The organism is Corynebacterium sp. CCM 9203, from assembly GCF_041357675.1.
In the GTDB taxonomy this organism is placed as follows: Bacteria; Actinomycetota; Actinomycetes; order Mycobacteriales; family Mycobacteriaceae; genus Corynebacterium.
In genome coordinates, this window is record NZ_JAUERY010000001.1 from 1 (window position 1) to 14,223 (window position 14,223).

Below are 14,223 nucleotides of genomic sequence, written 5' to 3' on the forward strand. Positions count from 1 at the left end.
CGTGGATGTTGACTCCGCAGATGGTGGCCCAGCAACGACGGATGGTTCATCGGACGGAATCTTCGACAATATCAACCTATCTGACGGCGGACTCGTCCTCGGACTTCTGGGCGCTGCCCTTCTGGTTCCCTTGGTGCCAGTGGCCGTTGTCCTTGGGCTGGTCGGCAACTCTGCTTCAAGTGGAACCGCCGCTTCGGATGCTGGTTTTGCCAACACCGGCGAAACCGAGACGCGGACCCAGGGCGACAACGCGGAAGGCCGTACCGAACAGGGCACTACCACTCAGCCGAAACGAGAAGGTACTCTCGCCGCGACAGGGGCAGATGTTCTCCTGCCGGTACTGGCTGGATTGATCCTGCTTCTGATCGGTGCTGCGATTGTCGCTTCGAAGCGAAAGAGGAACTGACCCGGTAACGCCTTATAACCGGAGCTGGTGAGTGAAACCCCGGTGATTCCCGCTTTGAGTGGGAACCACCGGGGTTTCCTCGTCTTATTTGACTGCCGGTGTACCGCAACTACTGGGGCTGATTACAGGCGATGGTGGATCAGTTCGTAGAGGGCTTCTGCATTACCGACCGCATCTTCCACCGGGTGGTGGGTGTGTGGCGTACGGCGCAGACGTTTCCATCGGTGTGCATCATTGAAATCACCGTTCAGACCGGCGTGAAAGTCGCCGGTGCGTCGGCCGGAGAACCCGAACGGATTCTCTCTTCCGAGAGAATTGAAGAACCACGTGATCCACATGAAATCGAAGGCCGGATTATCGCTGACGAGGGTGGGGCGCTGAGTTGTGCGGCTCGTCAACCAGTGCTCGAATACTCGGGCCACCGGGAATGGATCGATCGATGGGGTGCCGGGAGCCGGAACTGGAATCGGACCATTCCTGGAGGCTGTTCTGACGAGGACACCGTGAAAAGTGTCGGTCTCCCGGTTCACATCCGGTGTGTCACGAAAATGGACCACACCGAACTCCGTCATCACACCGGAGTAGGGGGTGGCGGAAGTTGCCTCCACGTCGACAATGAAGTAGCGGCTCATGAATTGACGTTCGGAAAAGACTCGCTTACTGCTCCCGCCATATGCGTAGTCCGGCCCGGATAAGAGGAATTTGGAGCGGGAGTCGGAGAAACGCTATTGAGCGCAGCCAGGGTGATTTTCGGCGGAAGTCCCACGCCATCTTCATGTTCCCCGGCCACACACCGAGCATGAGGAAGGTGGTCACCAGTCCGCCGATACGGCGGGTACCCGGGATCGCCAACAGAAGTGCGGTCGCGAGTTCGAGGTAGCCGGATCCGTAGGTCCAGGCTCGTTGAGCGCCGGGAAGCTGCTCGGGGACGAGCCTGTCGAATCCATCGGGTCGCAGGAAGTGCATCAATCCGGCAAAGCTGAACAACACGATCAGGAAACGTCTCATGGAATCTCAGTTTAGCGACGGCAGGAACTACGGCTGAGCCGGGAGACGGCTCAGTTGACCCTGATCCGGTTTGCTATGCCACCCATTCCGGTGATCTGCACGGTGACGGTGTCTCCGTGGATGAGCATTTCCCGGGGAGACCGCGCCCAACCGACCCCGCCTGACGTTCCCGTCGCTATCACATCACCGGGATGGAGATCGATGAATGTACTGATGAACTGCACCAGGGCTGCGGGGTCGAATACAAGCTCCCGGATATTCGCCCGCTGTTTCACCTCTCCGTTCACCCGGGTGATCAAGGTAGCTTCGGACGGATCACATTCGTCAGTGGTCGTGAGCCAGGGGCCGAACCCGGATGCGGAACCCAGGTTCTTTCCCTGAAGCCATTGTGCTGTCCGATACTGGAGATCCCGCATCGTGAAGTCATTGAAGACCGTGTAGCCGATAACCGCAGCACCGGCGGTGGCCTCGTCCGGTGAGCTGTTCATGGGGACGTGGTTGCCGATGACCACTGCGAGTTCCCCCTCGAAGTCCAGAGCATCCGCGTTCGCACGCGGAACGTGGACCTCGTCGAAGGGGCCGGTCAGTGCATCAGCGAACTTGGCGAAGAGCGTGGGTACGTCGGGGAGGTCGTGGCCCATCTCGGTGATGTGATCTGCGTAGTTCAAGCCAGTGCAGAGCATTTTGCCGGGATAGGTGATCACGGGGCGGATATCAGACCCCATGATTTCGGTGGTTTCCCCGAGTGCCGTGGCAACCAGATCGCGGCGGTGCTCGTGCCTGAGAAGATCCCCGACGTCTCTCAATCGGATGTCTGCGATGGGATGGATTCGGAAAACCGCATCCCGGGCCATCCCTGACGTGAGTGCTTCATCCAGTACTTTTTCGGCGGCCTCTGGTTCCGCGAGGAAAGCCGGGTGAGTTCTCCCGTCCTGCCCGAGGTACGTCAACAGCTTCATTTGATGATCGTATATCAGAAGGGGCTGGTGGAGTGACAGTTTTTGAGGCGCCGGGAAAGCCGGGGCGACGCGCATGACGAGCACCGGACACGAGATGAATGAGTCCCAGTTTCAATGTCGAGAAGTGGAGGAAGTCTTGTGCGGCGAGTGGCTGAGAACGGCTGCCTCGTCACCGTCACGCGGGATAGGTCATTCCGCTTGCAACGGCCACATCTGCCTTGAGCCGCTCCAGACGGGCGGCAGCGGCTGCGTGCGGGACACCATCGTTGGCCGCTACCGGCAAGACCACCTCGAGATAGCACTTGAGCTTCGGTTCGGTTCCGGAGGGGCGCACGATGACGCGATCATCGTCGCGGGTGACCAGGAGCATGCCGTCTGTCGGAGGCAATCCCCGGTAGCCGTCGAGGAGATCCACGCACTCGACGACGGGGGATCCCGCGAGCTGGCTCGGCGGTGCGGAACGCAGCGTGCGCATGCCCTCCGTGATGAGCGACGTGTCCGCCACCCGGAACGTCAGTGGGGCCGTGGCGTGGAGACCGTGGGCGCGAGCGAGATCGTCGAGTTCATCGCGGAGCGTTCTACTCCGGGACTTCACCTCCGCCGCCAGGGCACACAGGGTCACCGCGGCGGTTACCCCGTCCTTGTCGCGGACGAAGTCGGGGTCACAGCAGTATCCGATGGCCTCCTCGTAGCCGAAGATCATGCCCGGGGTTCGGGCGATCCACTTGAATCCGGTCAGGGTCGCCTCGTGCTGCAGACCGTGGGCCTCCGCGATCCGGGCGAGCAGACGACCGGAGACGATGGAGCTCGCCAGCACCGTGTCTTCCCCGGTGCTACCGTTTTCCCGCCGGGCCGCCAGGAACTCGCCGAGGAGAGCCCCGATCTCGTCGCCGGTGAGTTGCCGCCACCCGGCGAGGGCCTCCGCGTCCGGAATAGCGGCGGAACACCGGTCTGCATCCGGGTCGAGCGCGATGATGATGTCGGCGTCGATCTCCCGGGCCAGCTCCATCGACAGGTCGAGTGCCCCAGATTCCTCCGGGTTCGGAAATGCGACGGTGGGGAAGTCGGGGTTCGGCTCAGCCTGGCCGGGAACGAGGTGCACGTCCGTGAACCCGGACGCTTCCAGGGCGCGGATAGCGGTGGACCCACCGACGCCGTGCATCGGGGTGATCACCACCTTGAGGTCCGAACGGGCCTTGTCCGGTGCCGGGAACGCCCGCCCGATCTTCGCCGCGCGCGCCAGGTACTCGTCTAGAACATCGACGTGTTCCACTTTCTCCCACGCGAGAGCGATCTCATCCGCAGGTGGCGCAGTGGCGATGGCCTCCGCGATTTCGGTGTCGGCGGGGCTGATGAGCTGGACACCTTTGGCGGGGCCCCGGGCGACGCGACCACCCAGGTAAACCTTGTAGCCGTTGTCGTCCGGGGGATTGTGGGAGGCGGTGACCATGATTCCCGCGTCGGCACCCAGGTGCCGGACAGCGAATGCGGTGACCGGGGTGGGCAACTGAGCGGGCAAGACCAGTGCCCGACCTCCGGCTGCGGCGACCACACCCGCTGCGGCCTTCCGGAAGTCGGCGGAACCGTGGCGGGCGTCGCAGCCGATCACCACCGTGGGGGAATCACCGATCTGTTCGCGCAACCAGGTCATCAGCCCGTGGGTCGCTCGGGTGACCACGGCCCGGTTCATCCGGGTCTCCCCGGCACCTACTCTGCCCCGTAGTCCGGCGGTGCCGAAGGTGAGGGGACCGGAGAACCGGGACTCCAATTCCCGAATGGCGGCACTGTCAGAGTCACCGTTCGTCGCGGCGTCGATGAGCTGGGTGAGCTCCTCCCGCGTCGCCGGGTCAGGATCATGGGACGCCCAAGTGCGGGCACGGTCGATGAAGGTCATTCAGGTCACGTCTTTCTGGCGAAATGGGGGTGGTTCGTGTCAGTCTTCGAGCCCGTCGAGGATGACCGCAGAGGAGGAGAGACCCAGCCTGGTCGCACCGGCCTCAACCATCGCGACCGCATCCTCGGCGCTGCGGATGCCGCCGGAGGCCTTGACCCCGAGACGACCACCGACGGTGTCAGCCATGAGCTTCACCGCGTGGACGCTGGCGCCACCGGCCGGGTGGAAGCCGGTGGAGGTCTTGACGAAGTCGGCACCGGCGGCCTCCGCAGCGGCGCAGGCCGCGATGATCTCATCGTCGTCGAGTGCGGCGGACTCGATGATCACCTTGAGCACGACGGGGGAGGGGCATGCCCCGCGGACTGCGCGGATCTCCGACTCCAGGGCGTCGAAGCGCTTCTCTTTCGCCAGGGCGATGTTGATGACCATGTCGATCTCCTCGGCGCCGTCCGTGACTGCACGGGCTGCTTCGGCTGCCTTGATCTCGGGCTTGACGGCTCCCGATGGGAACCCGACGACGGTGGCGATGTGCAGTCCCGCCGGAACCTCGACCGGGAGCTGCGAGGGGGAGACGCAGACCGAGTAGCAGCCCAGCCGGTCCGCCTCGGCGACAAGTGCGGCGACCTGGTCCGCGGTGGCCTCCGGTTTGAGCAGGGTGTGGTCGATGAGGCGGGCGATCTCCGTGCGGGGGTGTGCGGTCATGTCTTTCAGTTCTCCTTGGAAGGGTCAGTTGATGCGGTCGAGGATGGCGGATACGCGGGGCGGGACGTCCTGTCCCACAGGCGCGAGGCTGTAGCCACCGGCGAGGGCTTCGATGGCTCGGTCAAAGCGTTCCGGAGTGTCGGTGTGCAGGGTGAACAGTGTCTGACCTGCGGTGATTCGGTCTCCGGGTGTCACATGGATCTCGATACCGGCTCCAGCCTGCACACTGTCCTCCTTACGGGCACGTCCGGCGCCGAGACGCCAGCTCGCGATGCCCACCGGTAGGGCGTCGAGGCGCTCCAGAACGCCATCTCTGTCGGCGGTGATCTCGTGGGTGTGGGTGGCGGTCGGGAGTTCGGCGTCCGGGTCGCCGCCCTGTGCGCGGATCATCTTCCGCCAGGTGTCCATGGCCCGGCCGTCGGCCAGTGCAGCCTCGACGTCGGCATCCCGGACACCTGCGGCGTCGAGCATCTCCCGGGCGAGTGCCACGGTGAGTTCGACGACATCCGACGGTCCGCCGCCCGCCAGAACCTCCAGGGATTCCCGCACTTCCAGGGCGTTGCCCACGGTGCGGCCGAGGGGAGTGGACATGTCGGTGAGCAGGGCTCGCGTATCGACGTCTGCGGCGCACCCAAGGTCGACCATGGTGCGGGCGAGCTCGCGGGCGGTGTCCAGATCCTTCATGAAGGCCCCGTCACCGACCTTGACATCGAGGATTAGCGCGGAGGTTCCTTCCGCGATCTTCTTGCTCATGATCGAGCTGGCGATCAACGGGATCGAATCGACGGTACCGGTGATGTCACGCAGCGCGTAGAGCTTGCGGTCGGCCGGGGCGAGCCCCGTCCCGGCGGCGCAGACGACACAGCCCGGGTCACGCAGGATCTCCATCATGCGTTCCGTGGAGATGTCCGCCTGCCAGCCGGGGATCGCCTCCAGCTTGTCGAGGGTGCCGCCTGTGTGCCCGAGACCACGCCCGGACAGTTGCGGGACAGCGACGCCGAAGGAAGCGACGAGCGGGGCGAGAGGCAGGGTGATCTTGTCGCCCACGCCACCCGTGGAGTGCTTGTCCGTTGTCGGTTTCCCCAGCCCGGAGAAGTCGAGGCGGTCACCGGAGTTGATCATTGCCCGGGTCCACCTGCTGGTCTCATCGGTGGTCATTCCGTTGAGGAAGATCGCCATGGCGAGCGCGGCCATTTGCTCGTCCCCGACACGATCTTTGGTGTAGGCGTCGATGATCCAGTCGATTTGTGCTCCGCTGAGTTCACCACCGTCCCGCTTGGTCCGGATGATGTCCACGGTGTCGAACGTCGTTGCCATGTACTTCTCCTCGTGCTGACTGTGGGGCCGATCTGTGGTGGTGTGACCTGGATTAAATCCGAAAAACTCTTGTGCGGTGGTGCACAGCCCGATTATCATGAGGCGGTGAACAAATGTCAATGAAAATATTGACAACTGTTCATGTGATTTCCGTCCCCACCCCGAAGGGTCCGACATGGCTGTCTCCGACGCAGAACTCCTTGATCGTGCGCGCAGTGCCGCACACGGTGCGTATGCGCCCTATTCCGGATTTCCGGTGGGCGCGGCACTGTTGCTCGATGACGGTCGCATCGTCACCGGCTGCAACGTCGAAAACGCATCCTATGGCCTGACGGTTTGTGCGGAACGTACCGCCGTGGGCCGGATGATCGCCGAGCGTGAAGGAGTGGGCGGGGCCACGCGGCCACACATCGTCGTCGCTGCCGTCGTGGGGCTGAAAGCCGCTCCCTGCCATCCTTGCGGTGCGTGCCGCCAGGTGCTGGGGGAATTTAGCTGTCACCGCGTGATCGTCGAAGGGCCCTCCGGCGGACCGGTCAGCATCGCCTTCGCGGATCTGCTGCCCCACGCATTTGGTCCCGATTCCCTCTGACTCTCCCCACGAAAAACCACTCTGACAACTAGGAGCCTCCATGGACCGCTTCCAGGGACTGCTGGGCATCGCCCTCATCTTCGGCCTGGCGATACTGTTCTCCCGACATCGCTCCGCCATCAAGTGGCGCACTCTGGGGGTCGGGCTGCTCCTCCAGATCGCCTTCGCGCTCCTCGTCCTGAAATGGGACGTGGGATTCAATGTCCTGAAATCCATCGCGCACGGGCTGGAGAAACTCACCGAGTTCACCAATGTCGGTACCGAGTTCGTGTTCGGTGGGCTGTTCGGCGGAGACAACGGCTTCATCTTCGCGCTAAACGTCCTGCCCGTCATCATCTTCCTGGGGGCGATCATCGGTGCCCTCTACTATCTCCGCGTCATCCAGTACTTCGTCGACATTCTCGGCGGTGCGCTGAAATGGCTGCTCGGGACCTCCAAAGTGGAGAGTGTCTTCGCCTCCACGGTGATCTTTCTCGGCCAGTCCGAAGCGCCACTGGTGGTGTCCCCGTACCTCCCGAAGCTGACCCGCAGTGAACTCTTCGCGTGCATGACAGGCGGTTTCGCATCCGTCGCTGGCTCCACCCTCATCGGCTACTCACTCCTCGGAGCCCCGCTGGAATACCTGCTCGCGGCGTCCCTGATGAACGCGCCGGGCTCCCTGATTGTGGCCAAGGCTTTCATGCCCGAAACCGAGGAATCTGATCTTGACGCCAGCATCCGGGACGTCCGTGACACCGAATCCAAGAACATCATCGACGCCATTGGCTCCGGCGCGATGGCGGGTGGCAAGATCGCCATCGCCGTTGGCTGCCTGCTCATCGCCTTCATTGCCCTGATCACCATGCTGTCGGCGATCATCGGTGGAATCGGGGGGTGGTTCGGGCAGGACAACTGGTCGCTCGAAGCAATGTTCGGAGTGTTCTTCGCTCCTGTCGCCTGGCTGATCGGTGTCCCCTGGTCGGAGGCCCTCGACGTGGGCAACTTCATCGGGCAGAAGACGGTGATCAACGAGTTTGTCGGCTTCTCCTCCTTCGGCCCGCAGGTCGATTCCTTCTCCCCGAAGACCGTGATGATCACGACCTTCGCGCTCGCCGGATTCGCGAACTTCAGTTCCATCGCCATCCAGATCGGCGCGATCGGCGGCCTCGTGCCGGAGCGTCGTGGTGAGGTTGCAAAGCTCGGCCCCTGGGCGCTCCTCGGTGGGTTCACCGTCAACATGCTCAATGCCGCCATCGTCGGTGTGGTTGCCTTCTGACACCTGAATGCCTGAATCAGAAAATGCCTGCACGGCTAACAGTCCGTGTGGGCATTTTCCTATTCGGGATCGTGGTCGACTCTGCCCGTCGGAAAATAGTTGTGGCGGTGAGTATTTTGCCGAGAAAATTAAAATGTGACGCAAGGCACTATCCTGGGCGCTATTGTGGTGGAAACACACTGCGGGGCCGGTGTTCGCCCCATACCCGAATGAGGAGGCGATCTCGTGACAACCATGACAACCCGAATGACGGAGGACCCCGGTGACCTGATGCCGGAGGTGGTTTGTGCATGGGTCGAGTCCCTGGCCGCAGTTACCGCCAGGGCAGATCAACTGGGCCCGGAAAACGCTGCGACGGAACTTGCGGCGCTGTTCACCGAGGATGCCTGCTGGCGTGATCTGGCTGCGTTCACCTGGAACATACACACCGCCGAAGGGGTGGATGCGATCACCGAGATGATCCGGGACACCTGGCCCCGCTGTGCGCTGCGCAATGTGAAGATGGTCGACCCTGGGGAAGCCAACGACTGGTCCTTCCTCACCTTCGACACCGCAGACTTCCACTGTCGCGGCGTGGTCCGGCTTCGCGACGGGCGCGCGGCCATGCTCACAACCTCCGCGCAGGAGCTGATCAATCACCCGGAACCGGCTGGTCGTCGGCGTGAGCCGGGGGCCGAACACGGACGTCCGGGGACGGACACCCGCAACTGGGCTGACCGTCGGGCGGACCGGCGGGCTGCTCTCGGGATCACCGAACAGCCTTTCACCCTGATCGTCGGCGGGGGACAGGGCGGAATCGCACTCGGGGCACGGCTGAAAAGACTCGGCGTACCGACACTGATCATCGACAGGCACCCGCGCCCCGGCGACCAGTGGCGCAGCCGCTACCACTCGCTCTGCCTGCATGACCCCGTCTGGTATGACCACCTGCCCTATCTGCCGTTCCCCGACCACTGGCCCGTATTCACCCCCAAGGACAGGATGGGGGACTGGTTGGAACATTATGTCGGGATCATGGATCTCGACTACTGGTCGGACACGTCATGTATCTCGGCCGGGTTCGACGAGTCGGAGGGCCGGTGGAGCGTCACGGTGAATCGGGGCGGGGAAACACTCACGCTGAGTCCCGAGCATCTTGTCCTGGCCACCGGCATGTCGGGCGTACCCAATGTGCCGACGCTACCCGGACAGGAGAACTTCGCGGGTGAGATCCGGCACTCCTCACAGCATCCCGGGGGAGGCATGGACGCGGGAAAGAACGTGATCGTGCTCGGATCGAACAACTCCGCCCACGACATCTGTGCGGATCTTCATGCGCATGGGGCGCACCCGGTGATGATCCAACGCTCGTCGACGCATATCGTGCGCTCCGAATCGTTGATGCGTGAGGTTTTCGGCCCGCTCTACTCGGAGGACGCGCTGGAAGCGGGAATCGACACGGACACCGCTGATCTGCTGTTTGCCTCCATCCCGTACCGGCATCTCGCCGACGCGCAGAAACCGGTATTCGACCGCATCCGGGAACAGGACGCCGACTTCTACCGGCAGCTCGCAGATGCCGGATTCCTCCTCGACTTCGGGGAGGATGAATCGGGCCTGTTCCTCAAATATCTCCGCCGTGCGTCCGGTTACTACATCGACGTCGGAGCGAGCCAGCTCATCATCGACGGCGACATCGAGTTGCACTCCGGGGTGACGATCGCGGAGGTAAAGCGCGACTCGGTCGTGCTCACCGACGGCACCGAACTTCCGGCCGACGTCATCGTCCTTGCCACGGGATACGGCTCCATGACCGGATGGGCCGCCCAGTTGATCTCCCCGGAGGTCGCGGAGCTGGTGGGGCGCTGTTGGGGTCTGGGATCGGGAACGACCCGTGATCCGGGGCCCTGGGAGGGGGAGTTACGCAATATGTGGAAACCCACCCGGCAACCCCACCTGTGGTTCCACGGCGGGAACCTGCACCAGTCGCGCCACTACAGTCGTTATCTGGCGCTGCAGCTCAAAGCCCGGATGGAGGGGATGGACACTCCGGTGTATGCCCTGGCTGAGGTCCATCATCCGGAGTGATGTGTGGTGCCCCGGCTCACCGGAGTGCCGGTGCGCCGGGGTGCGTTGCCTGTCGGTCAGCGCGGTAACGGAAGACCCGGAATTGTCAGGGGATGGGTCTTGAAGAAGTGGATGATTCCGGCGACCAGGGCGATCAGGGCACCGGCGCCGAGGATGGCGGAGCCCGTGTTGCCACTGCTACCGAAAAAGCCGGGGGTGGGAGTGTTCGGTTCGTCGCCGTGGTGCCCGTGATCGTGGTGGAACACCTCGAACGGGGCGTCGGCGTGGGCGTGGCTCTCGTCCGGATAGAACACCACGACGGGGACGTTGACCGTCGTGTTCGCGTCCGATTCCGGTGCGGTGAACGTGACGACGCCCGTCGCTGGATCGATCTCGGCGTCCCGGGCCTTCCTGCTGAGCTTGAACACCGCGCCCTCCGGTGCGGCGAGGGCCTCGATCTCATCGGTTGACGTGTCGTCGAACGTCGGCGCCTTAGAGACGGCTTTCTCACCCGTGTGGGCGTGGGTGAGGGTGTAATTCACCGTGTACTTCTTCGCGGTACCGCCGTGAGGATCGGACACCACGAAGTAGACGGCGCCCTGGTCGGTTGATTTGTCGGAGTAGATCACCGTGACCGGGATCTCAATGACCTTGCCGGCGTCATCGTGGGTCGGGGTGTAGGTGATCACTCCGGTGGCTGGATTGATCTCGGCGTTTTTCGGTGCCCCGTCACCCAGTGTGAAGGTGGTGTTGTCGGGAGCCGGTGCCTCATCGAGATTCGTGGTGGTGCTGTCGTCGAAGGTCGGTGCCGTGCTGGGGGAGGGCTTTCCGACGGTGGCCCGAGCTTCACCGAAGAGCGGTTCGAAGCGGTCGGTCAACGTCGTGTTCGTGCCTTCGTCGGCGACGGCCACCGTGGCGGTGATCGGGGCGATGAGGGTGAGTGCAAGACCGGCCGAGCACAGTGCGCGGCGGCTGCGGATGTGTGAGGTGTTCACGGGAGGATACTTCCGTTCTTCTCGGAGGAGTGAGACAGACGAAAGCTTACTAAATGAAAGTAATTATCAACAACTTTATTGGTTGTTGTTTCTATTTAGTGTCAGGTGGTGCGGAGGCTGGATTTCCCTGTTCCGCTGCATCCAGCACCCGAAGTGCCGTTGGCCGGTCAATCACCAGGTGTGTCGCCAACCCCATGTCCAGCGCCGTCGCGATGGCGATCGTTTTCGCTGCGCCACCGGCGATGAGCAGGCGGATCGGTCGGGCGGCGAGTTCCTTCAACTCGATTCCCACGGTGCGGTTATCGATACTCGGGACCGCGACCTCACCATCCGCAGTGAAGAAGCGGGAGCAGGCATCCCCGACCGCGCGCTCGAGCAGTTGGTCGATCTCGTTCTCCGACAAGTGCCCCAGATTCAGCAGCAGGGAACTCCGTTGAACGTCACCCACGGTGAAAATAACCAGATCGGTTTCCCGACCGGCCCGGAGTATCCGGGCGATGTGCCGGTCCTGCTCGACAACCTGTTTCGTGGCCACCGAATCGAAGATCACCGGCAGTGGGAGCGTCCGCGCAGTGGCGTTGAACGCCAGACAAAAGGAGTTGATCGTCTCGATGTCAAAGGTGGAACGCTCTGAATGGGATGTACCGCCCTTCAACTGCACCATCTCGACGCCGTGTCGGTCAGTGCGGGACAGATGCGCTGACACCGAGTACATCGTGTTTCCCCAGGACACCCCGACACTCATGTCATCCGCCACAAGATCCTGCAGCATGGAAGCTCCGAGTTTCCCCAGTTCCCGCAGTAGATCGGCGTCGGTCTCCCTGGGTAGGTGTGCGAGACGCACATCCACCAGTCCGAAGCGGGAGGTCAACTGTTGCGCCAATGCGGAATCAGCTTCCCTGGGATCGTGGATCTCAATGGTCACGAAACCTCGCTGCTTACCCAGTTGAATCAACTTGGCAACAGTCGGCCGCGACACCCCGAGTTCCGCAGCGACCTCCGCCTGGGACATGCCGCGCTCGAAATACAGTTTGACCGCTGTCAATGCCTGTTCGTCGCGTGCATCCACGGGAAACTCCTCGGGATTGTGGTCGGTGCTGGTAAGAAGTTGAGGGCTGCACACTCATCGTAACCGGTGGCCACGACACCGACGCGTTCGGCATCAGCCGACGGCGGGCAACCGGATCAGATCGGTCAACGCGACGGCGAGCGCCTCGATGTGATCCGGAGTGTGCCCCGAAGCCACCGTGACCCGGAGAATGGCGGCACCACGGGAGACCGTCGGCCACCGGATTGCGGGGACAAAGAAGCCGCGCTCCATCAGGGCATCCGACACCCGCACCGCACGCTGTTCGTCGCCGACCGGAACGGGGATGATCGGACTCACCTGCCCGGCTATCCCCAGGGCGGCGGCGCAGTCACGGATGGTGGAATGCAGCCGGGCGACCACATCCGGTGACCGGTCGAGCACATCGACCGCAGCCACCACCGCCGCGACAGTCGGAGCGGACGGCGCCGTCGAATAGACGAACCCACGGGCCTGATTCCGCAGCAGCGTGCCCACCGCCGAGGAACACACCACGAAACCGCCCTCCCCGCCGAGCGCCTTACTCGCGGTACCGATGAGTAGATCGGGACGGATCCCGTGGTGCTCGACACTCCCACGCCCGGTAGCGCCCAGCACGCCGACCCCGTGGGCGTCATCAATCATCGTCCACGCCCCATGTCGCGCAGCCGTGGACACCAACCCCGGCAGATCCGCCACATCCCCGTCCATCGAGAACACCCCGTCACTGACCACGAGCGCATGAGGCGTGGAACGACACCCGAGCATCCGGTCCAGTGCGGAGAGGTCACCGTGCGGAAACACCTCCACCGAAGCCCGCGCCAACCTGCAGCCGTCGATGATGCTCGCATGATTCAGGGAATCCGAGAACACCGTCACGTCCGGCCCCGCGATCGTCTGCAACACCGCCAGATTCGCCTGGTAGCCCGTGGCGAAGAACACCGCGTCGTCGTGTCCGTCGCCGCCGAAGAACTCCGCCAAACGCCGTTCGAGCCTCGCGTGCAGCTCGGTGGTGCCGGTGGTCAGCCTCGAACCACCGGACCCGGCGCCATAAAGGTCGAGCGCACGGCGGGCCGCCAAAACCACCTCGGGATGGGTGGACAGCCCCAGATAGTTGGAAGAGGAGAACACCACCAGCTCCCGACCGTCGACACGCGCGACAGGTTCCTGCGGCCCCGTGAACTCCCGGAGAGTCCGCGACAACCCCGCCGCGCCCCAAGCGGCGTTTCGGGCCTCGGCGATCCGGTCCAACGACGGCATCTACAGACCCTCCACCAGCACGACGTGATTCTCCAGCCAGTCGATGCACTCCCCGACCTCCGACACCGGACCGTCGTACAGGAACAGTCTGGTCCCCACCGGCGAACCCGGTTCCTTCATCGCCGGAATCCGGATATAGGTTCCCCCGCACGCCAGATATCCGGTCGTGTACTCCGGATCGTCGGAGATGCAGAGCTCCGCGACGATACGCGGATGCGCCGTCACCTTCGTCGCCAGGGCTATCGCCTCCCGATAATGAAGCTTTCCCGCCACGCCGGTGTCCGCGGACACGTGATCCAGGTTGCTCACCCGGACCCCACGCTCCGGGTCAGGCTCCAGGCGCTCGCCGGAGGCGGCATCGACGAGCATCGCGCCCCGCAGGCCGGTCACCGTGGTCAGCAGCTCCCACATGCGCGCCGGGTTCCGGATACCCAGACGGTCCAGCTCGGCAACGACGAAAGCACGCGCCTCCGCCGGCGAACCGACATCGACCTCCCAGGTCGCCAGGACCGGGAGCACCTCGATCCGCGACTCGTCGACAGCACGAACCGTCACCGTCACCTCGTCCGGTGTCCCCTTCGGGTGGCCCAGCGCCCGCTGCGTCAATGCTGTGACGCAGCCCGGCACCGCATCACCGGGGACGATCCGTTCGGCACCAGAGATGTGCCGCCCCTCGGCGCTCGCGCGCATCTTCACGGAATACGTGGTCATGTGGGTTATTGTACG

The 14,223-nt window shown here is 63.6% G+C and carries 14 protein-coding genes; 4 read left to right on the top strand and 10 right to left on the bottom strand.

Going from position 1 to position 14,223, the window contains the following annotated elements:
- Positions 1-406, top strand: a 406-nt coding sequence (locus QWU44_RS00005; protein ID WP_370913674.1) for an LPXTG cell wall anchor domain-containing protein, incomplete at its 5' end; no start/stop codon positions are given.
- Positions 407-528: 122 nt separating this feature from the next.
- Here the strand turns inward: QWU44_RS00005 and QWU44_RS00010 are convergent.
- From QWU44_RS00010 to QWU44_RS00035, 6 genes are all read right to left on the bottom strand, one after another.
- Positions 529-1,038: a hypothetical protein gene (locus QWU44_RS00010; protein ID WP_370913675.1), complete on the bottom strand. Its 510-nt coding sequence runs from the start codon at positions 1,036-1,038 to the stop codon at positions 529-531.
- Positions 1,039-1,063: 25 nt separating this feature from the next.
- On the bottom strand, positions 1,064-1,414 hold the full coding sequence (locus QWU44_RS00015) for a MauE/DoxX family redox-associated membrane protein (RefSeq protein ID WP_370913676.1): 351 nt from the start codon (positions 1,412-1,414) through the stop codon (positions 1,064-1,066).
- 50 nt (positions 1,415-1,464) lie between these two features.
- Complete coding sequence (locus QWU44_RS00020) at positions 1,465-2,373, bottom strand: fumarylacetoacetate hydrolase family protein (protein ID WP_370913677.1); 909 nt, start codon at positions 2,371-2,373, stop codon at positions 1,465-1,467.
- Between the two features lie 175 nt (positions 2,374-2,548).
- Positions 2,549-4,267, bottom strand: coding sequence for a phospho-sugar mutase (locus QWU44_RS00025; protein ID WP_370913678.1), 1,719 nt, complete (start codon positions 4,265-4,267; stop codon positions 2,549-2,551).
- Positions 4,268-4,306: 39 nt separating this feature from the next.
- Positions 4,307-4,969 (bottom strand): deoxyribose-phosphate aldolase, encoded by a 663-nt coding sequence (gene deoC / locus QWU44_RS00030; protein WP_370913679.1) that lies wholly within the window; start codon positions 4,967-4,969, stop codon positions 4,307-4,309.
- Positions 4,970-4,993: 24 nt separating this feature from the next.
- Positions 4,994-6,286: a thymidine phosphorylase gene (locus tag QWU44_RS00035; protein WP_370913680.1), complete on the bottom strand. Its 1,293-nt coding sequence runs from the start codon at positions 6,284-6,286 to the stop codon at positions 4,994-4,996.
- 175 nt (positions 6,287-6,461) lie between these two features.
- On the opposite strand from QWU44_RS00035, the gene QWU44_RS00040 reads away from it, so the two are divergent.
- From QWU44_RS00040 to QWU44_RS00050, 3 genes are all read left to right on the top strand, one after another.
- Positions 6,462-6,875 (top strand): cytidine deaminase, encoded by a 414-nt coding sequence (locus tag QWU44_RS00040; RefSeq protein WP_370913681.1) that lies wholly within the window; start codon positions 6,462-6,464, stop codon positions 6,873-6,875.
- 40 nt (positions 6,876-6,915) lie between these two features.
- The gene (locus QWU44_RS00045; protein ID WP_198737008.1) at positions 6,916-8,130 is read left to right on the top strand and encodes a NupC/NupG family nucleoside CNT transporter; all 1,215 of its coding nucleotides are present in this window, start codon (positions 6,916-6,918) and stop codon (positions 8,128-8,130) included.
- A gap of 234 nt (positions 8,131-8,364) precedes the next feature.
- A complete protein-coding gene (locus tag QWU44_RS00050; protein WP_370914268.1) occupies positions 8,365-10,197 on the top strand; it encodes a flavin-containing monooxygenase in 1,833 nt (610 codons plus the stop codon).
- 56 nt (positions 10,198-10,253) lie between these two features.
- Here QWU44_RS00050 and QWU44_RS00055 read toward each other — a convergent pair whose 3' ends face one another.
- From QWU44_RS00055 to QWU44_RS00070, 4 genes are all read right to left on the bottom strand, one after another.
- Positions 10,254-11,171 (bottom strand): Rib/alpha-like domain-containing protein, encoded by a 918-nt coding sequence (locus QWU44_RS00055; protein WP_370913682.1) that lies wholly within the window; start codon positions 11,169-11,171, stop codon positions 10,254-10,256.
- A gap of 91 nt (positions 11,172-11,262) precedes the next feature.
- Entirely contained in the window at positions 11,263-12,240 is a 978-nt protein-coding gene (locus QWU44_RS00060) for a sugar-binding transcriptional regulator (RefSeq protein ID WP_370913683.1), read from the bottom strand.
- Between the two features lie 93 nt (positions 12,241-12,333).
- Positions 12,334-13,497 carry an aminotransferase class I/II-fold pyridoxal phosphate-dependent enzyme gene (locus QWU44_RS00065; protein ID WP_370913684.1) on the bottom strand — a complete coding sequence of 388 codons (1,164 nt, stop codon included), beginning with the start codon at positions 13,495-13,497 and terminating at the stop codon, positions 12,334-12,336.
- Positions 13,498-14,208 carry a 6-carboxyhexanoate--CoA ligase gene (locus tag QWU44_RS00070; protein ID WP_370913685.1) on the bottom strand — a complete coding sequence of 237 codons (711 nt, stop codon included), beginning with the start codon at positions 14,206-14,208 and terminating at the stop codon, positions 13,498-13,500. It abuts the gene before it with no gap.
- Between the last annotated feature and the right edge of the window lie 15 nt (positions 14,209-14,223).

Bases quoted from the DNA above. Each gene is read 5' to 3' on its own strand.
- QWU44_RS00025 (WP_370913678.1), bottom strand. From the start codon at position 4,267: ATGACCTTCATCGACCGTGCCCGCACTTGGGCGTCCCATGATCCTGAC.
- QWU44_RS00050 (WP_370914268.1), top strand. From the start codon at position 8,365: ATGACAACCCGAATGACGGAGGACCCCGGTGACCTGATGCCGGAGGTG.
- QWU44_RS00070 (WP_370913685.1), bottom strand. From the start codon at position 14,208: ATGACCACGTATTCCGTGAAGATGCGCGCGAGCGCCGAGGGGCGGCAC.
- QWU44_RS00010 (WP_370913675.1), bottom strand. From the start codon at position 1,038: ATGAGCCGCTACTTCATTGTCGACGTGGAGGCAACTTCCGCCACCCCC.
- QWU44_RS00015 (WP_370913676.1), bottom strand. From the start codon at position 1,414: ATGAGACGTTTCCTGATCGTGTTGTTCAGCTTTGCCGGATTGATGCAC.
- QWU44_RS00045 (WP_198737008.1), top strand. From the start codon at position 6,916: ATGGACCGCTTCCAGGGACTGCTGGGCATCGCCCTCATCTTCGGCCTG.
- QWU44_RS00020 (WP_370913677.1), bottom strand. From the start codon at position 2,373: ATGAAGCTGTTGACGTACCTCGGGCAGGACGGGAGAACTCACCCGGCT.
- QWU44_RS00065 (WP_370913684.1), bottom strand. From the start codon at position 13,497: ATGCCGTCGTTGGACCGGATCGCCGAGGCCCGAAACGCCGCTTGGGGC.
- QWU44_RS00040 (WP_370913681.1), top strand. From the start codon at position 6,462: ATGGCTGTCTCCGACGCAGAACTCCTTGATCGTGCGCGCAGTGCCGCA.
- deoC (WP_370913679.1), bottom strand. From the start codon at position 4,969: ATGACCGCACACCCCCGCACGGAGATCGCCCGCCTCATCGACCACACC.
- QWU44_RS00035 (WP_370913680.1), bottom strand. From the start codon at position 6,286: ATGGCAACGACGTTCGACACCGTGGACATCATCCGGACCAAGCGGGAC.